The organism is Ensifer sp. LC384 (genome assembly GCF_001695865.1).
Taxonomy (GTDB): Bacteria; Pseudomonadota; Alphaproteobacteria; order Rhizobiales; family Rhizobiaceae; genus Ensifer.
In genome coordinates, this window is record NZ_MBST01000003.1 from 182031 (window position 1) to 199770 (window position 17740).

Genomic DNA, 17740 nt, shown 5'->3' on the forward strand with positions numbered 1-17740 from the left:
TTGATGCCCTACGGCGTGAACTGAACCACTCGGAACGCGTCCCCGACAGCAAAGTCTGCATCGAGCCTCCAGCCCAGGCCGCCGTAGAAGCGCTTGGCGCGATCGACTTCCGAAACCGGAATGCCGACAACTTCGAGCTTCAGATCGACCGCCGCTGCGGTGGGTTCGACGTTTGCTTCAAGTGTGGTGTTGGGTTGGCCCATGACAGTCGTCCTTCCTAAGTCATTGCGTGTCTGCGCCCCTCAAGCAGGTCCCGCCGTGTCGGGGAAAGTGCGATTACCGACATGAACATCCTCCTCTATTTTTCGGGCTGATCGAATGCAGTACAGATCGACTGTCAGCGGCGGCAAATCCATTGTACAAAGGTATCGTCGATACCTTTGTACTGGGGGTGCAGCGCGAAACTGGCACCATCACCGGGCAATTCACTAAGGGGTTTCTCGCAAGGCAGCCTTTTTATCGACCACTACCGAATGGACGCGTTAACTCATTGCGCGAACAACTTGCGGGTCCGCGATAAAATGCAATTGCAGGACGGCGGCGCCGGTTCATGGTTGTCGGTCGGGTCTCTAGTCCCGGTACTTGGCCGTGTATGCGCCGAGACTTTTCTCGACGTCGCCGGGCTGCTGAAGCCCCTGTTCAACAAGGGCCTTGACCCGCGCTTGTGCAGCAGGACGCTGAACAGAGGTGATGAATGCATCCCATCCTGGCTGCATTTCATCTTCGGGAGGCATGCTGGCGAGATCGACCAGTTTCTTCGTCTCGACAATTGCGTGCTGCTCGAACGACGCAATGCGCCTTGCCAGGGCGTCGACGAAACCATCGAGTTCGACGTCTGGCAGGGCGCGGTTGACATAGCCGTAACGCTCGGCCAGTTCGCCGTTGAAGTCATCGGCGCCAATCAGGATCTCGAGTGCGCGGCCCCGACCGACCAGGCGAGGCAGGTAGGCCATCGGGCCGCCACCCGGGACGAACCCCGCGCCGACTTCGAATTGCGACAGCACGGCATTCTCACGGCTGGCGAAACGCATGTCTGCCGCGAGAGCGAGTTCGCTGCCGATGCCACTGGCTCGACCACGAATGGATACGATCGTCACCGCCTTGAGACGGCTGAGGCGGACCATCAGGTCGGGCACCGGATGCATGCCCGTCGGCCCCGGCTCCATCCCGGTGGACGCTTCGAGCGGTTTCAGCAGGTCGTAATGCGCGATGAAATAGCCCGGTACCGCACTGTCGAAGACGATGACCTTGACGTTCGGGTCCGCTTCGGCCTGCTCGAGAATTTTCACCAACTCGCGCACTTCGGTAGGCCCGATGATGTTGAGCGGCGGGTTGTTAAAGGTGACTTGCCAGTAGGCGGCGCTCTTACGGGTTAGCTGGATCTTCGCCGTTTCCTCGACCGCCGCCACTTGTGCTTTGACGCGGTCCGTTGCCGTCGCGGGTGGCACGAAAACTGGCGTGGACGAGTAGAGCATCACCGAGGTGGCGAGCAGAACGGCTCGTTTCCGGAAGCTGAAGGTTTTCATCGTCGCGTCTCCTTCGTTGAGCGTGCGGGTCTGGATCTGTTGGCGTACACGCGGTTGGGTCTGCAGCCATATTTACTTATGGCCAATTTCGGGTGAATACTCGTCAATCGGCAGTCACTATCCCGAAGATCGGCAGAATAATGGATCGCATCGATGCAATGAAAGTGTTCATCACGGCAATCGACGAAGGCAGCCTGGCTGGCGCCGCCCGCCGGTTGAGGCGCTCGCCGACAGCGGTCAGCCGGGCGCTGAGCTTCCTGGAGGCGCATGTGGGCGTCGAACTGCTGCATCGCACGACCCGCACACTCAAACTGAGCGAGGCCGGCCAGCGCTATGCCGCCGCCTGCCGACGGGTGCTCGTCGATATCGAGGAAGCGGACATGCTTGCCGGCGGCGAACGCTTGGCTCCGCGCGGAATGTTAACGGTCTCGGCACCGCCAATCGTGGGCGAAGAGGTGCTGCGGCCCATCCTCGACGACTTTCTTGATCTGCACCCGGCGGTTTCCGCCCAGCTCCTGCTCTTCGATCGCTTCGTCAACCTGGTGGACGAAGGCGTCGATATCGCCCTGCGCATCGGCCATCTCGCCGATTCATCCCATATCTCCACCCGGCTCGGTGGCGATGTCCGGCGTGTCGTGGTCGCTTCGCCACGTTATCTCGCCACGCATCCCCGCATCGAAACGCCGGCGGACCTCGCAAAACACCAGATCGTCGCCTTCACCAATTTCGGCTTCGACTCCTGGAACTTCACGCCGGCTGAGGGCTCGTCCATTCCGCGGACGGTCCAATTCACCCCGAGATGCATCGTCAACAGCGTGCGCGCCGCGGCCGCTTCGGCGGCCGCCGGCCGCGGTCTCACCAGGCTCTATTCCTATCACGTGGCGGAATATGTGAGAGACGGGCGGCTGACGATCGTGCTCGCCGATGCCGAGCACCCACCGCTACCGGTTCATCTGATCGTGCCGCAGGGCCGCATGTCTGTGCCGAAGGTTCGCGCCTTCGTCGACTTCGCCACGCCGCGCCTGCGCGCCGAGTTCGCACGCTTGGCAGCCGAAGCCGGCCCGCTCAGATAATTATGCCGATATACGGTTGAGTGTCCTTCAACCATCGGCAATTCTCCCAAATACCGGATGGATCTAAATCTATTGCACCAACGCCGAGGGCGTCGGGCGGACGCAAAAGAGGCGCCGCTGCAATCGAAAGAGGATCACGACATGAGCACCGAACAGAAGGTCGTCATTATCACCGGCGCGTCGCAAGGCATCGGCGCCGCTCTGGTTCGCGCCTATCGCGACCGCAACTACCGCGTCATCGCCACATCCCGGTCGATCAAGGAAAGTGCCGACGCCGGCATCCACACCGTCGCAGGCGACATCGGCAAGCCGGAAACCGCCGAGCGTGTCGTCCGCGAGGGGTTGGAGCGATTCGGCCGCATCGACTCGCTCGTCAACAATGCCGGCGTCTTCACCGCCAAGCCGTTCATTGACTTCACCCAGGAAGACTATGATCAGAACCTTAGCGTGAACGTCGCCGGCTTCTTTCACATCACTCAGCGCGCTGCCGCCGAGATGCTGAAGCAGGGCTCGGGCCACATCGTCAGCATCACCACGAGCCTCGTCAATCAGCCCATCGCCGGCGTGCCGGCCGCGCTCGCTTCGCTGACCAAGGGTGGCCTGAACTCCGTCACCCAGGCACTGGCCATCGAATTCGCCAAGAGCGGCGTGCGCGTCAACGCGGTCTCCCCGGGCATCATCAAGACCCCGATGCATCCGCCTGAAACGCACGCGGCGCTCTCGACCCTGCATCCCGTCGGCCGGATGGGCGAAACGCGCGATATTGTCGACGCCGTCCTCTACCTGGAGAACGCGGGCTTCGTGACCGGCGAGATCCTCCACGTCGACGGCGGCCAGAACGCCGGGCGCTGGTAATCAGTACGTCAAAGGCACCGCGCCGCAGTTACGCGCGCGGTCGCCGTGAAACAATGCCAAATCACTCTCGAAAAGGAGACTGCAATGCCTATCGTCACCGTACAGGTTACCCGCGAGGGAAGCGCACCTAGCCGCAATTCGGTCACCGCAGAAGAGAAGGCCGCGATCATCAAGGGTGTCAGCGAGGTGCTCCTCAACGTCCTGAACAAGCCACTTGAATCGACCTACGTGGTGATCGAAGAGGTTGATCTCGACAACTGGGGCTGGGGCGGCCTCCCGACCGTACAGTATCGCCAGCAACGAGCTAAGGCAGCACAATCCTGAAGCCGGCAACATCCGCCCGCCGCCGCATTGGCGGCGGCGGGCATCGGTACGTTTCGGGGCAGATGCCGAAGCCTGGCAATCACTGCGCCATGTCGAGAATCTGCTGGCCGAGCGCGGTATCGAGGTCTCGTTCCAGACCGTCTCGGAATGGGCTTTGAAATTCGGCCCGGAATTTGCGCGTTCACTGTGGCGGTGGTCAAAGGGCAAACCCAGTTGATGCCCGGTATCGAGCATCGTTCGCGCAAGGGCCTCAACAATCGGGCAGAGAATTCGCGTCTGGCCGTATGACGACGGGAGCGGGGTATGATCCGGTTCCAGTCACCGGCGCAATACCGGCGTTTCGTCTCCATCCACGGTCCGATTTCCAATCTCTTCCATCTCCAGCGCAAACACCTCACAGCCAATGATCGCCGCGAACTGCGTGCTTCAGCCAGGTCGGTGTGGAACGAAATCGCTTTGTCGATGGCCGCCTGACGCGGGCTTGATATCGCGTCTTGCGTCATTCAATAATCTAAGGCGACGCTACCATCCAAGAAGCACGGCAAATGGCGTAAATTCATCCAAGTCTGTTCCTTTCGCGGGCCTCTGGGCGTTCGCGGTGCAACCTCTTGACCTTACTATCGTTGGAAGCCCTACAAGAGTCCCAGGCGCTGTTTCGACAAGCGGGCAGGTCGAGCTGCGCCGAAGAATCGACGCGCGTCGCGCTCGACCATTGGACGCCGGAATGCACGGCGACGTCCGCGTCGCTGCCAAGTATTCACGTTGAAAGGAACTGAACAATGAGAGCACTCATCAAACTTGCGCTTGCCTCCACCGTCGCGCTCGGCTCAGTCGACGGAGCATTCGCAGCGGAGTTCAGCGAGGGAACCGTCAAGAATGTGGACGTGAACGCGAAGAAAGTCACACTCATTCATGAGGAACTGAAAGACCTTGAGATGCCAGCGATGACAATGGTCTTCCGCGTTCAGGATGGCACACTTATGGACAAGCTTTGGGAAGGCGCGAGCGTCGAGTTCATCGCCGAGCGCGTCGATGGCACGTTGACGGTCACGCAGGCCAAATAGGAAACAAACGAGAGCGCGGCCTCAAATATGGCCGCGGCTTGTCCCTCATGATGCCTAGAGCAAGCGGGCTTGGCTGACCGTGAGAGGCTCCAAAACCGACCCGCCCGTTCAGAGAAGAACATGACGTCCTCACTCAGCGCCGACTGGGATTTCGAGCGGGAAATCCGCTCAATACTTCTGCGGTTCGTCGCCTTCATCATCCTTCTCGCCAATTTCCTGCTTGGTGGGGATGCGGGGGCCGAAGGAACACATTTCGCCGTCGTCATCTGCTACCTGATCATCAGCATCGCATCTGTGACGCGTGCCCGCTTCCTGCCCGGCCGATCCTGGCTAATAACGGTTTTTGTCGTTCTTGATGCGCTGCTGGTCGCGCTGATCCTCTACGCCCACATTCTTGGCGGTCCAACCACCGAGAACCACAATGTTACAACCACCGGTCTCGTTGTCGCGTTCATTCTCCTCAATCATGTTGGTCTGAAGCTCGACCGTCGGCTGGTCCTTGTCTTTTCAGGCATCGTCCTTGTTGCCTGGGTCGTGATGCTTGCGGTTACCGCGGCCAAGCATCAAACGGCTAACGCAGTTTCGTTTACTGCTTCCTTTTTCAATCAAGACCTTGGCCTCACGGTGAGCTATGGCTTCACCGCCTTTGCCATCTACCTCTTGGCTAGGGATCACGACAGAACGCGAAAGGAGGCGCTGTTGGCAGACAGGCGACGCCTGAATCTTTCCCGGTTCTTCTCGCCACTCGTCGTCGCCGATCTTCAGGAGGGAAGTTCGGCCCTCGAACTCGAACGTCGCAATGCCGTGATCATGTTCGTCGACCTGCGCGACTTCACCAGTTTTGCTGAGACAGCACCCGCTCGAGAACTCGCAACAGTCCTGGCACAATACCGTCATCTCGTATCCGGAGTTATTTTCGAGCACGGCGGAACCGTCGACAAGTTCATCGGCGACGGCGTCATGGCGGTGTTCGGGCAACCTACAGCAATGAAGGATGATGCGGACCGTGCGCTGGCTTGTGCTCTGGACCTGGTCCATGCATTGCGCGACTGGAAGCACCAGAGTTTAGTAAGCGGGTTTCCCGCCCTGAGCGCTGGCATAGGGTTGCACTATGGGTCAGTTGTCGGCGGCATCCTGGACAGCGGATGCCATAGCGAATTCACAGTCATTGGAGATGCGGTCAATGTCGCCCAGCGACTTGAGGCACTTACGAAGGCTCTGAGTTCGCCGCTTGTTGTCTCATCGGCGCTGATCAACCAGTTGCGCAAACCTGCACCGCGGGCGCTGTGGACGGTACAGAATGAAGTAGCGCTCGCTGGACGGCGCTTGCCGATTGATATCTGGTATTTACAGCATGAAGCGGACGGCACTGTCCCTTCGGAAGAAGCCGCATTACCTCCAATGCCGCTTCTGGCTGGCTTGCGAAGGTAACCAGGATCCGGACACAAACACAGAGGGCAGCCGGAAAGCTGCCCTCTTGCTTAGATTGCCAAAGGCACCGTCGCCGCCTGCATCACCAGCGCAAGCCTGCAATGACACAAGCCAGAAGCGTCAGGCGGCTTCCGTCTCATCCTCGACCGGATAGCCAGCTTCAAACAGAATCGCGCGCAGATCCGCTTCACGCACGGAGGTCTGGATTCGGACTTCCCGCTTCGGCGGATCGGTCTCGATTTTCGCGTCGGCATCGACGCTCTGCAGCGCTCTGGTCACCGATTTGGCGCAACCGCCACACGTCATGTTGGGAACAGTAAAGAGATACATGGAGGCCTCCTTGTTTTGCCTCCACGACAAATGGGGCTTCCTACCGTTGCAAGGTCAAGTCCTTGAGATGAAGAAATTGAGGCTTGACGCTGCCACGGTTGGAATTTGCACGCTGACATTCCGAGCAGCGAATAGGAAGTGACGCCAGTCGCGGCAGACAATTCACCAATGCTCAACGTCATGGGGCTTCGTTTCATCATGCGCAACCCTAGGAACTGGCGGCGCCTTGGGCATGTCAAGCTGCACAGGGGCAGCGACAGGCCCTCTGTGCAGCTTCAGACACCGAATCGCCTAGACGTGCGTTTCCAGGACCGGACCGGAGCTCCTTCGCGCCTCGCGGCTGATCGCCATGCGGCGCACGACGACGTAGAACACCGGTGTCAGGACGAGGCCGAACAGGGTGACGCCGAGCATGCCGGCGAAGACGGCGATGCCCATGACGTGACGCATCTCGGCACCCGCCCCCGTCGCGATCACGAGTGGCACGACACCGGCGATGAAGGCGAGTGAGGTCATCAGGATTGGCCGCAAGCGAAGCCGGGCCGCTTCCAGCACGGCGTTTAGGGGATCGACGCCTTCGTCTTCCTTCGCTCGAGCGAACTCGACGATCAGGATGGCATTCTTGGCAGCGAGACCCACGAGAACGACGAAGCCGATCTGCGTGAAGATGTTGTTGTCGCCGCCGGTAAACCAGACGCCTGCGATCGCGGAAAGCAACGCCATCGGGGCGATCAGCAACACGGCGAACGGCAATGACCAACTGTTGTACTGCGCCGCCAGAATCAGAAACGCGAGCAAAACAGACAGTGGGAAGACGTACAGAGCCGTGTTACCGGCTTGTTTCTCCTGATAGGCGAGGTCCGTCCACTCAAAGGCCATGCCGGGTGGCAGCGTTTCCGATGCGACCCGTTCTATGGCCGCGGTCGCTTGCCCGAACGAATATCCGGGCGCCGGGCTACCGCTGATATCGGCCGACGGGAACCCATTGTAATGCATGACGCGATCCGGCCCGGAGCTGTGCTTGATGGTCAGCAGGGCCGACAACGGGATCATTTCCCCCGCCGCGTTCCGCACCTTCAATCGGCCGATGTCCTCCGGCTGCATACGGAATGGTGCGTCCGCCTGGACCATCACGCGGTAGGTGCGGCCAAAGCGATTGAAGTCGTTCGCGTAGAGCGAGCCAAGGTTGACCTGCAACGTCTCGAAGATCGTGTTGAGCGGCACCCCCTGCGACTTCGCCTTCACCCGGTCGATGTCCACCTGCACCTGCGGCGCATTCACCTGGAAGCTCGCGAGCATGCCAGCCAGCTCAGGTGTTTGCATCGCTCCGCCCATGATCGCGCCCTGCGCTTGCGCCAGCGCCTCGAAGCCAAGTCCCGCCCGATCCTCGATCTGGATCTTGAAACCGCCGGTCGAGCCGAGGCCCGGAACAGGTGGTGGCGGGAAGATGCCGGCAAAACCATCGGGTATCTGACTGAACTTGCCCATCAGGCGACCAGCTATGGCAAACGCCGACAGGGATGGATCCTTGCGCTGGTCAAAGGGCTTGAGCATCGTGAATATCACCGCGGCGTTCGGAATATTGACCATGCCATTGACCGAAAGACCCGGAAACGCGACGACGCTTTCAACACCCGGTTCGGCAAGCGCGATCTCCGACATTTTCTTGACGACCGCCTCGGTCCGATCGAGCGAGGCTCCGGTCGGAAGCTGGGCGATGCCGACAAGGTAATACTTGTCCTGTGCCGGCACGAACCCGTTGGGCACAGTCTGGAACCCCATCCATGTCATTCCGACCAAACCGGCGTAAACCAGCAGGACGAGCGCGCTGAGCCTCACGGCGCGGCGCACCGACCAGACATAGGCATTCGAGGCGCTGTCGAAGAAGCGGTTGAACGACCGGAAGAACCGCCCGAACAGGGTGTCGATTATGATCGTCAGCCGGTCGCGCTTCACGTCGCCGTGGTGCGGCCTCAGGAGCACGCCTGCGAGCGCAGGAGAAAGCGTGAGAGAGTTGACCGCCGACAGGATCGTCGAGATTGCGATCGTGAGAGCGAACTGTCGATAGAACTCCCCTTGCAGGCCGGACAGGAATGCTGACGGAATGAACACGGCCGACAGCACCGAAGTAATGGCAATAATCGGTCCGGTCACTTCGTCCATGGCCTTGCACGCTGCCTCCTTCGGCGTTTCGCCCAACGCGATGTGACGCTCGACGTTCTCGACGACGACGATGGCGTCGTCGACCACGATCCCGATCGACAGTACGAGCCCGAACAGCGACAGCGTGTTCAGCGAGAAGCCGAACATGTACATAAAGGCGAATGTGCCGACCAACGATACCGGCACGGCAACCAGCGGGATGATCGAGGCGCGCCAAGTCTGAAGGAAGAGCACGACCACGATCACGACCAGCGCGGTGGCTTCGAGCAGTGTCATCACCACGGCTTCCAGAGAAGACTTGACGAAGACGGTAGGGTCGTAAGCGATGCGATACTCTATACCCTCAGGAAAACCTTTCTGTAGTTCTTCCATGGTGCCGCGAATGGCGCTCGACACGTCGAGCGCGTTGGCGCCGGGGCTCTGGATGATCTGCAGCGCCAGCGCCGGCTTGCCGTCAAGAAGACTGCGCAGCGCGTAGGAGTCCGCACCAAGTTCAATACGGGCAACATCCCGCAGACGGGTGATCTGGCCGTCGACACCCGTCTTGACGACGATGTCGCCGAACTGCTCCTCGTTCGAAAGCCTGCCAAGGGTATTGACCGTGACCTGGAGCGCCGCCGAGGCGTCCGGCTGCTGGCCGACCGAGCCGGCTGCCACCTGGACGTTCTGCTCCTGGATTGCCGCCACCACGTCGGAGGCAGTCAGGCCGCGCGCCGCCACCTTGGCCGGATCGAGCCAGATCCGCATCGAATATTCGCCAGCACCCCAGACCAGAACGTCACCCACACCTGACAGGCGCGCAAGCTGGTCACGCACCTGCAAAGTGGCGAAGTTCGAGAGGTAGAGAGGATCATAGCGGTCGTCGGGCGAGACGAGATGCACGACCATCAGGATGTCGGGCGAGGTCTTCTGCGTCACGACGCCGATCCGCTGCACTTCCTGCGGCAGACGCGGAAGCGCGCGGGAGACGCGGTTTTGCACCTGGATCTGCGCCATGTCGGGATCGGTGCCCTGCTGAAAAGTCACCGTCAGCGTCATGCGTCCGTCGGTCGCGGCCTGCGAGCTCATATAGAGCATGTTCTCGACGCCGTTGATCACCTGTTCCAGCGGTGCGGCAACCGTTTCGGCGATCACCTCGGGATTGGCGCCCGGATAGCTTGCGGTGACCTGCACGGTGGGCGGGGTCACCTGGGGGTACTCGCTCAATGGCAGCTTCAGGAGCGTCAGGCCACCGGCGATCAGCATCAAGACAGACAGAACGACCGCGAAGATCGGGCGATCGACGAAGAAGCGAGGGATATTCATCGACGTGCCTCCTGGGTTTCAGCCGCCGCCCGGTCGCCATCGGCGGATTGGCCTGGCAGCATCGAAATCATCTGCGGGTCCACTTCCATTCCGGGACGAACGAGCCCCTTGATAATGATCTTCTCGCCCGGCTTGAGGCCGCTAGAGACAACGCGCAAACCGTCGATCATCGGTCCGAGTTCAACCGGGCGGTACTCGGCCTTGTTCTCGAGCCCAAGCGCCAGCACATAGCGGCGGCCCTGATCGATACCGATCGCCTGATCGTCGATCAGCACGGTGTGAGCCGGCTCCGCCGTAACCAGGTTCACCCGCGCAAAGAGACCGGGAGCTAGCCGACCATCCGGGTTCTGGACGATGGCCCGGGCTCGGATCGTGCCGGTGCTCCGTTCGACACGGTTGCCGATGAAGTCGAGGACGCCGGCATGGGGGAAACCGGCATCGGTCATAAGACCGACCTGCACTGGTAGTTTCTCGGTTGCATCTTCGCTCTCGTTTGGGCGGGCCCGAGCAACGAAATCGAGAAAGGTGGCCTCGTCTATATCGAAATAGACGTGGACGGGGTCCGTCGAGACAATCGTGGTGAGAAGCGTAGAAGCTCCCGCATTGCCGCCGGTAACCAGGTTGCCTTCGGTGACAAGCACCCGGTCGACCCGCCCGCCAATCGGAGCCGTGACGCGCGTGAAAGACAGATCGAGATCGGCGGCGGCCACGGCTGCCTTGGCGATTTCGACCTGTGCCTGGCGCTGGCGGCGGGTGGCCTCAGCATCGTCAAAGGTCTTGCGCGACACCGTGCCGTTCGGCGCCAACGATTCGGCTCGCCCGAAAGCGATGTCTGCATGATCAAGCAGAACGGTCGCCTGTTTCAACTGAGCCTTGGCGGCATCCAGGGCAACCTGGAACGGCCTGGGGTCGATCTGGAACAGGAGCTGACCCGGGCGCACGAGACCGCCTTCGGGAACACTTACGACGTCGATGGCGCCGCCGACACGCGGGCGCAGGTCAACCGCCCTGGCCGCTTCGAGGTGGCCGGTGAACTCCACCGAAGGCGCAACCTCGCGTGTGATAACCTCGGCGACCGGAACCTGGGGCGTGGGCGTTCCCCCGGTTCCGGCCGCGACTGCCTCGGACGCACTGGCCGACGAGGCAAGCTCAAAGAGGCGACTGGTGTAGGTTCCCGCTTCATCGCCATAGACAAGGGCAAAAGTGCCCCCGGCGACGGCGACACCGGCTAAGAACAGGATGGCGGCTTTTTTACTCATGCTCGTTCACCTTCATTTGTGCACGCGCCCGGCCGGCAGGCGACGGCAGCGGACGATTCTTTGACGAAGGTGCGGTTTCCAACGATGGAAAGGTCAAGGCCCCTAGAAAGTTATTTCCGAAGAGGCCCGTGACGCATCCGTCGCGGCCAACGGCATGCTTTACTTCGCCGACATAGTTTGGATGAGAGGAGTTCGTCTTCGGATGGGCGCCGTGGATCGGCTTTGCTGCGAAGTGGTCCAGCAGGTGGGAAGCCGCCAATCACGTATGATCGGCGGCTTGCCTGACGCGATCAGTCAACGGCTCTCGGCCGGGACCAGTGGGCGCGAAGGCAAGCCTTCGTCCCGGCCACCATCGGCCGATTTCGCGCCCTTGAAGCGCAGAAGCCGCAGCGCGTTCAGTGTCACGATCGCGGTGGCGCCAGTGTCGGCGAGAACAGCGATCCAGAGACCCGTGATGCCGAGGATGCTGGTGACCAGGAAGAGGCTCTTCAGCGCCAGGGCAAAGACCACATTCTGGTGAATATTGGCCATGGTAGCGCGCGAAAGTGCCACGAGATGGGCGACGTCGGTGACACGGCTCTTCAGAAGGGCGGCATCCGCTGTCTCGATCGCCACGTCGGTGCCGCCACCCATGGCGATGCCGACATCGGCCGTCGCCAGAGCCGGGGCATCGTTGATGCCATCGCCGACCATCGCCACCCTGGACTTCTGCTTCAACTCGTTGACGAGATTGAGCTTATCTTGGGGTAGAAGCTCGGCCTTCCATTCGATCCCGAGGTCCTTGGCGATCGCTTGGGCGGTGCGCCGATTGTCGCCGGTCAGCATGACAGAGCGAATACCCATTGCCTTGAGTTGGGCGACACCCTCGCGCGCATCACGTCGCGGCTCATCGCGCAGGCCGACAAGACCAAGGACTTCCCTCGCCTGCTCGTCGAAGAGAACCGCGACGGTATTGCCGCCCTCCTCAAGCTTCTCGATGGCCTTTTGCTCCAAGACCCCGAGGGTTACTGCCTGTGCGGCATGTGTCGGAGAGCTGATAGCCAGGCGACGGCCGCCGACCGTGGCATGTACCGCCTTGCCGGCCGTCGCGGATGCGTCGTTTGCGGGCGGGATAGCGATCCCGGCGGCTCCCGCATGCCCTACGATCGCCTGCGCGAGCGGGTGGTTCGAACCACTTTCCACTGCCGCGGCAAGTGCAAGAACGTCGTTCTCTTCATTCTTCCCACAAGCGAAGACTTCAGTGACGCGCGGCTTGCCCTCGGTCAATGTGCCCGTCTTGTCGAAGGCGATGGCGTTTACCTTGCCTATGGTTTCGAGCGCGTTGCCTCCCTTGATCAGCAGGCCGCGGCGTGTGCCGACAGCCAGGCCCGAGGCAATCGCGGCGGGGGTGGACAGTACCAGCGCGCAGGGGCAAGCGATCAGCAGCAGCGCGAGGCCGCGGTATAGCCACGTATCCCAGTCCGCGCCCATGGCCAGGGGGGGCACCATGATAATCAGGGCAGCGATGAGCATCACGGCAGGGGTGTAGTAGCGGCTGAACTTCTCGATGAAGCGCGCGGTCGGCGCCTTGGAGGACTGAGCCTGCTCAACGAGATGGATGATGCGCGAGATGGTGTTGTCGGCGGCCGTTTTCTTGACGCAAACCTGAAGAACACCGTCGACGTTGATCGAACCGGCAAAAATGCTGTCCCCCCTTGCCTTTGCGCGCGGCATGGATTCGCCGGTGACGGGAGACTCGTCCAGGCTGGAGGCCCCCTGGACGATTTGCCCGTCAGCCGGTACGCGGTCACCCGGACGCACCAGCACACGATCGTTCACGCGCAGGGCAGCTGCAGGAACGCTACGCTGGCCGCCATTGGGATCAATCAGAACCGCCGTCTTCGGCACGAGTGACGCAAGCGCCTTGATGCCGGCCCTCGCTCGCCCTGCGGCCACGCTTTCAAGGAGCTCGCCGACAGCGAACAAAAATACGACCGCAGCGGCTTCTTCCGCCTCTCCGATGACAAGGGCGCCGATTGCGGCCACCGACATCAGCGTCTCAATCGAGAACGCAGACCCGGACATTGCAAGTGCGAAGGCCTTGCGGGCGAACGGGATAACCCCTGCCACGACGGCAGCGGCAAAGATCCACTCCGCGTAGAGCGGGATGAATTGGGCGATGGCATAAGCCGAGCCCATTAGTAGGCCGAGACCGAGAACATGCTTGCCCTTGCGGGTCTGCCACCAGCGCTGATTGCGTATCGCCGGCACCGGTACGGCCTCGACAGCAGCGTCGGATAAAGACGACATCTGGCGTGTGTCAGACACCCCGAAGCCGAGACTCTTGATCATCCTCTCAATGTCGCCGACCTTGGCGATCGAGCCGGCGGCAAGCGTGAGCTCAAGCGTTTCTGTCGTGAAGTTTACGCGCACATCCGAGACGTCGCTCATGCGGGCCAGCGCGACCTCGATCTTGCCGACGCAGCTCGCGCAATCCATACCCTCGACCCGCATCGAAACGTTGGGCGGGGAGCTTGGCGCGGCGCGTGGGGTGGAAGCATGTGCCGCGTGATCATGTCCGCCGCAACTTCCGTGATCATGATCATGATGACCATGCCCGTGATCTTGCTTGTGATCGTCGGTGCCGGAGCAGCCGCTGTGGTCATGCCCGGTATGAGAGCCCGAGCGCTCGGCTGGCGCCGAAGGGACTGCGGATGCCGACAGCTCCGTGACATCAAATCCCAGCGAACGGATCTTCCTGGCGATGTCCTTCGCTGTCGTCTTGCTGGAGGGGTCGCGCGAAAGCGCCAATGTCTCGTTGGCGAAGTTGACGGCGACGTCGGAGATTCCCCCCAAACGGCCCAACGCAGTCTCGATCTTGCCCACGCAGCTTGCGCAATCCATGCCGTCGACGCGGAAGCCGAGCCGTTCACCTACGCTCGACGTTGAAAGTGCTGTTGTCATTCCGATCTCCTTTCTCGCCGGCGCAGCTGGGGCGTGTTCGCCCTTAGTCAGCTGCGTGGCTTCGAAAGAAGTCGATATCACAATTGAACATCTATTCAAGTGTTAGTCGATTAAAATCCCTGGCGCCTATCCGTGTTGGCATTTGGGACGACGGCCGGGTGGGCGCCATCGACGTCCGCAGACTCTGCCGGCAATACGTCGACTGAGGCGCCGCTGTGCTGGCCGAGTTCACTCGTCCGCATGGTCTTCCGAGATGTGCGTTGCCATGTCCTGCAGCACTTGGCTGACGTGCTGGTCGGCGATCTCGTAGAATATCTGCTTGGCCTGACGCACGCCCTTGACGAGACGCGCTCCTCGCAAAAGGCGCAGGTGATGGCTGACAAGGGACAGCGACAGATCCAGTCTTTCGGCGATGTCGCCCACCGATATGGGCCCGGCCAGACAGCTTAGGAGGATCTTCAGTCGGGACGGATCGCCGAGCAGGCGGAAGGTTTCCGCTAGAATTGTGATCTCGTTGTGCGACAGAGAGGAATGATCCAAGGGCTGGTCGGATACCGCTGGACTAACTCGTTTTGCGAGGTCGTCCTGCTTTGCAACGTTGGCTTTCGGCGTACGAGAGGTCATGTACTTGAACTACCTGGAGACGGGACGAAGCTCGCAGTCTCATTCAGAGCGAGAATTAGTCCACATTGATATGTCGAGCCCCAATCTACCCAAAGAGTGAGCAATCACAACACACGACAATGTCGCGACCCAACGGCCAGATGCATCGGCCCAGCCCGCGATTCAGTCATGACGGAGTGAATCCACCGCCGCCCGCTTAAGGAAAAGACCGATGAGCCCGGCACATAAATTAGCTACGGCGGAGCGCAAGCGTGTTCGATCAGCAGAGACACCGCCTTCCAACACCATATTCTGACATTTGGCGACGGGCTGAGATCCCTGGTCCGAAAAGGTCATTGGAATGCAGCCCCCCCTGATGTGGTCGGCCCGCCTGCATGAGGTCCCGTCGTTCGCCCCCCAATGACAAAGGCCCGCCGCGAACATCTTCGCGGCGGGCCTTTGTTTCATTCGCTGATCCAGACTAGGCTCGAACGTCGACCGTACCCATCATACCGAGTTGTTCGTGCTCGAGGATGTGGCAGTGATACATGCGCGACCCCGGCAGATCCTGGCGCAGCAAAATCCGGACCGTCTCGCCGGCCACGATGTTCACGGTATCTTTCCACGCGCGATAGGATGGCGTGGTTACCTTCCCGTCCTTCTCGTGCTCTGCGATCTGAAACTGCGTCCCATGCACATGGAACGGATGATCCATATCGGCCTCGTTGACGACCTCCCAAAGCTCGACCTGTCGGACTTTCGAGACTTCGTCGATGCGGTTCATGTCGAAACTGGCACCGTTGATCAGGAACTTCATCTCCATGCTGTCGGAGGGCATGGACATGTTGGAGTGATCCATGCCCTGCATCGACATGTTGCCGTGGTCCATTCCGCCCATGGATTCCGTGAGCACAAACCGGCGCGTGACAACCGGATTCCCAAGAGATTCAATGGAGCGCAGCTTTGCCGGCAGGGGCGGCATCGCAGCCACCGCCTCATCCGATACGTTTGCCGTCAGCAGGACCATGCCGGCCTCGTTCGGCTTGCCCGGCCCCATCCAACCGCGCTCATATTCGAGCGTCGTGAGCCTGGCCGCTCCCGGCTTGTCGAAGGAAACAATCAATTCAACGCGCTCGGCCGGCGTGAGCAGCAGTTCATCGACGGCGACGGGCGCTTCGATCAGACCGCCGTCCGTTCCGATCACGGTCATGCTGGCATTCTCGAACTTCAGCCGCAGGAAGCGCGCATTCGTCGCGTTGTAGAGACGTAGACGGCGCCTTTCGCCAAGCGCTACGGCCATCGCCGGGTTCTTCTGCCCATTGACGAGCACATGATCCCCGACGCGGCCGTTCATAAGATCGGTCATCGTGCTTTGCGGTATCTTCCCGTCGGCGGCAATTCTGAGATCGGTGAGCATCAGGATCGTGTCGCCATATTCCGGCGGGATGGGATCGTCCTTCGGTTTGACCAGAAAGATACCCGCGAGTCCGCGATAGACCTGCTCTGCGGTCAAGCCGTGGGGATGGGGATGAAACCAGTAAGATGCCGCACTGCCTTCCGGCAGTTCGAACGCATAGATGCGCTCGCCACCCGAGGTTACGGGGTCCATCGGATTGCCATCCTGGTCGGCCGGCACTGGCATGCCATGCCAATGGACCGTCGTGGGTTCGCCTGGAATCTTGTTCTTGAAGCTGATCTCGACTTTGTCGCCCTCACTTGCCTCGATCACGGGGTTGGTGCCGTTGTAAAGAAGCACAGGCGTATCGAGCCCTTCGGCGAACCGTACGACGCCTGGTTCTGCTGCCAGCTCTGCTTTGAATACGCCCGGCACGGCCGACTGGTTGGACAGCCGTGGCAACTCCTTGAGCGGCTGGCCTTCCGGCAAAACCGGATTGGTGCCCGTCGCGGGCATGTTGTGATTACCGTGGCCGCTCATGCCGGCCATATCGTGCTTCATCTGGGCTGCCGCGGGCCCGGCAACGACGAGACCCGCAAGGCTCGCCAGAAAAGTCCGCCGGTGCATTGATCGTCTTCCTCTCTGTCATTTCACAGTCAACGGCGAGGCCGCTCAACTATGTCTTGAGTTTTTTTCTTAGGCGGCTCCTGAGAGCCACCCTCCGGTTGCTACTTGCCGCGGTCGGCGAGCCACTTCTTCATCATGGCGATCTCGCCTTCCTGGGCCTTGATCACCTCTTCGGCGAGGTTGCGGACCTCCGGGTCCTTGCCGTATTCAAGCACGACTTTCGCCATTTCGATCGCGCCTTGATGGTGCGGGATCATGCCGCGCATGAAGTCGATGTCGGCATCGCCGGTGAACTCGACCATCATCTCATGCATGCTGTCGTTGGCGGCTCTGTAAGCTTTCGTGGACGGGTTGTCGGAGGCCGGCACCTCCAAATCCGACATGTTCATTCCCGACATATCGTGACCTTGCATGGGATCGTCCTTGTTCATTTGGCTCTGCGCGATCGCAAGGCCCGCACTGATGGCGATCGCACCTGCGATGAAGATCGGGGTGAGCTTGTTCATCATATCGCTCCCGTTCCGTTCGCGGTTGCCGGATAGCCGGCTTCCCCGAGAACCCTTTGAAGGGCCGCCGAGGTCGCGGTCGTCTCGACCTTGACCGTGCGGGCGGCAGGATTGGTCTCGATCTTGGCGTTGGGATCGACTGACTGGATCGCCCTTGTCACGGATTTGGCGCAGCCGCCGCAGGTCATGTTCTCGATTCTGAGTTCCATGAGAATTCTCCTTGGTTTGGGTCTCATGACGCTCAAGGTGAGGCTTCCAACAATGGCAAGGTCAAGAGGTGCAGAAATGGAAAATTTGCTATTGACCTTCCCATTGTTGGAAGCCTCACCTTCCGT

Annotated in this window: 14 protein-coding genes and 2 pseudogenes; 6 read left to right on the top strand and 10 right to left on the bottom strand. The window is 60.8% G+C overall.

Annotated features, from left to right (window positions below; translation table 11 throughout):
- Positions 1 to 11: 11 nt before the first annotated feature.
- Both BC363_RS05040 and BC363_RS05045 read right to left on the bottom strand, forming a co-directional pair.
- Positions 12 to 203 (bottom strand): annotated as a pseudogene (locus tag BC363_RS05040) (glyoxalase); the annotation flags it as partial.
- 366 nt (positions 204 to 569) lie between these two features.
- The gene (locus BC363_RS05045) at positions 570 to 1526 is read right to left on the bottom strand and encodes an enoyl-CoA hydratase/isomerase family protein (protein ID WP_244519803.1); all 957 of its coding nucleotides are present in this window, start codon (positions 1524 to 1526) and stop codon (positions 570 to 572) included.
- Between the two features lie 140 nt (positions 1527 to 1666).
- Between BC363_RS05045 and BC363_RS05050 the strand changes: the two genes are divergently transcribed.
- From BC363_RS05050 to BC363_RS05070, 6 genes and pseudogenes are all read left to right on the top strand, one after another.
- Positions 1667 to 2599 carry a LysR family transcriptional regulator gene (locus BC363_RS05050; protein ID WP_065785812.1) on the top strand — a complete coding sequence of 311 codons (933 nt, stop codon included), beginning with the start codon at positions 1667 to 1669 and terminating at the stop codon, positions 2597 to 2599.
- Positions 2600 to 2740: 141 nt separating this feature from the next.
- The gene (locus BC363_RS05055) at positions 2741 to 3454 is read left to right on the top strand and encodes an SDR family oxidoreductase (RefSeq protein WP_065785813.1); all 714 of its coding nucleotides are present in this window, start codon (positions 2741 to 2743) and stop codon (positions 3452 to 3454) included.
- A gap of 84 nt (positions 3455 to 3538) precedes the next feature.
- A complete protein-coding gene (locus BC363_RS05060; protein WP_065785814.1) occupies positions 3539 to 3778 on the top strand; it encodes a 4-oxalocrotonate tautomerase family protein in 240 nt (79 codons plus the stop codon).
- A 79-nt stretch (positions 3779 to 3857) separates the two neighbouring features.
- Positions 3858 to 4252 (top strand): annotated as a pseudogene (locus tag BC363_RS33245) (hypothetical protein); the annotation flags it as partial.
- 305 nt (positions 4253 to 4557) lie between these two features.
- Positions 4558 to 4842 (top strand): copper-binding protein, encoded by a 285-nt coding sequence (locus BC363_RS05065; RefSeq protein ID WP_065785815.1) that lies wholly within the window; start codon positions 4558 to 4560, stop codon positions 4840 to 4842.
- Between the two features lie 120 nt (positions 4843 to 4962).
- Positions 4963 to 6273 carry an adenylate/guanylate cyclase domain-containing protein gene (locus BC363_RS05070; protein ID WP_065785816.1) on the top strand — a complete coding sequence of 437 codons (1311 nt, stop codon included), beginning with the start codon at positions 4963 to 4965 and terminating at the stop codon, positions 6271 to 6273.
- A gap of 120 nt (positions 6274 to 6393) precedes the next feature.
- Here BC363_RS05070 and BC363_RS05075 read toward each other — a convergent pair whose 3' ends face one another.
- The 8 genes from BC363_RS05075 to BC363_RS05115 all read right to left on the bottom strand — a co-directional run bounded on the left by BC363_RS05075 (position 6394) and on the right by BC363_RS05115 (position 17614).
- A complete protein-coding gene (locus BC363_RS05075; RefSeq protein ID WP_065785817.1) occupies positions 6394 to 6603 on the bottom strand; it encodes a heavy-metal-associated domain-containing protein in 210 nt (69 codons plus the stop codon).
- A gap of 291 nt (positions 6604 to 6894) precedes the next feature.
- Positions 6895 to 10071, bottom strand: coding sequence for an efflux RND transporter permease subunit (locus tag BC363_RS05080; protein ID WP_065785818.1), 3177 nt, complete (start codon positions 10069 to 10071; stop codon positions 6895 to 6897).
- Positions 10068 to 11330 carry an efflux RND transporter periplasmic adaptor subunit gene (locus BC363_RS05085; protein WP_065785819.1) on the bottom strand — a complete coding sequence of 421 codons (1263 nt, stop codon included), beginning with the start codon at positions 11328 to 11330 and terminating at the stop codon, positions 10068 to 10070. The genes BC363_RS05080 and BC363_RS05085 overlap by 4 nt, the downstream gene beginning before the upstream one ends.
- Before the next feature lie 294 nt (positions 11331 to 11624).
- Entirely contained in the window at positions 11625 to 14273 is a 2649-nt protein-coding gene (locus BC363_RS05095) for a heavy metal translocating P-type ATPase (RefSeq protein WP_083223656.1), read from the bottom strand.
- A gap of 228 nt (positions 14274 to 14501) precedes the next feature.
- Entirely contained in the window at positions 14502 to 14897 is a 396-nt protein-coding gene (locus BC363_RS05100) for a metalloregulator ArsR/SmtB family transcription factor (protein ID WP_083223657.1), read from the bottom strand.
- Between the two features lie 460 nt (positions 14898 to 15357).
- Positions 15358 to 16899 (bottom strand): multicopper oxidase family protein, encoded by a 1542-nt coding sequence (locus BC363_RS05105; RefSeq protein ID WP_065785822.1) that lies wholly within the window; start codon positions 16897 to 16899, stop codon positions 15358 to 15360.
- A 101-nt stretch (positions 16900 to 17000) separates the two neighbouring features.
- Complete coding sequence (locus BC363_RS05110; protein ID WP_065785823.1) at positions 17001 to 17405, bottom strand: DUF305 domain-containing protein; 405 nt, start codon at positions 17403 to 17405, stop codon at positions 17001 to 17003.
- On the bottom strand, positions 17405 to 17614 hold the full coding sequence (locus tag BC363_RS05115; RefSeq protein ID WP_065785824.1) for a heavy-metal-associated domain-containing protein: 210 nt from the start codon (positions 17612 to 17614) through the stop codon (positions 17405 to 17407). The genes BC363_RS05110 and BC363_RS05115 overlap by 1 nt, the downstream gene beginning before the upstream one ends.
- Positions 17615 to 17740 lie beyond the last annotated feature (126 nt).

Excerpts from the sequence above, each read along its gene's own strand:
- BC363_RS05045 (WP_244519803.1), bottom strand. The coding sequence starts at position 1,526 with ATGAAAACCTTCAGCTTCCGGAAACGAGCCGTTCTGCTCGCCACCTCG.
- BC363_RS05050 (WP_065785812.1), top strand. The coding sequence starts at position 1,667 with ATGGATCGCATCGATGCAATGAAAGTGTTCATCACGGCAATCGACGAA.
- BC363_RS05055 (WP_065785813.1), top strand. The coding sequence starts at position 2,741 with ATGAGCACCGAACAGAAGGTCGTCATTATCACCGGCGCGTCGCAAGGC.
- BC363_RS05060 (WP_065785814.1), top strand. The coding sequence starts at position 3,539 with ATGCCTATCGTCACCGTACAGGTTACCCGCGAGGGAAGCGCACCTAGC.
- BC363_RS05065 (WP_065785815.1), top strand. The coding sequence starts at position 4,558 with ATGAGAGCACTCATCAAACTTGCGCTTGCCTCCACCGTCGCGCTCGGC.
- BC363_RS05070 (WP_065785816.1), top strand. The coding sequence starts at position 4,963 with ATGACGTCCTCACTCAGCGCCGACTGGGATTTCGAGCGGGAAATCCGC.
- BC363_RS05075 (WP_065785817.1), bottom strand. The coding sequence starts at position 6,603 with ATGTATCTCTTTACTGTTCCCAACATGACGTGTGGCGGTTGCGCCAAA.
- BC363_RS05080 (WP_065785818.1), bottom strand. The coding sequence starts at position 10,071 with ATGAATATCCCTCGCTTCTTCGTCGATCGCCCGATCTTCGCGGTCGTT.
- BC363_RS05085 (WP_065785819.1), bottom strand. The coding sequence starts at position 11,330 with ATGAGTAAAAAAGCCGCCATCCTGTTCTTAGCCGGTGTCGCCGTCGCC.
- BC363_RS05095 (WP_083223656.1), bottom strand. The coding sequence starts at position 14,273 with ATGACAACAGCACTTTCAACGTCGAGCGTAGGTGAACGGCTCGGCTTC.
- BC363_RS05100 (WP_083223657.1), bottom strand. The coding sequence starts at position 14,897 with ATGACCTCTCGTACGCCGAAAGCCAACGTTGCAAAGCAGGACGACCTC.
- BC363_RS05105 (WP_065785822.1), bottom strand. The coding sequence starts at position 16,899 with ATGCACCGGCGGACTTTTCTGGCGAGCCTTGCGGGTCTCGTCGTTGCC.
- BC363_RS05110 (WP_065785823.1), bottom strand. The coding sequence starts at position 17,405 with ATGAACAAGCTCACCCCGATCTTCATCGCAGGTGCGATCGCCATCAGT.
- BC363_RS05115 (WP_065785824.1), bottom strand. The coding sequence starts at position 17,614 with ATGGAACTCAGAATCGAGAACATGACCTGCGGCGGCTGCGCCAAATCC.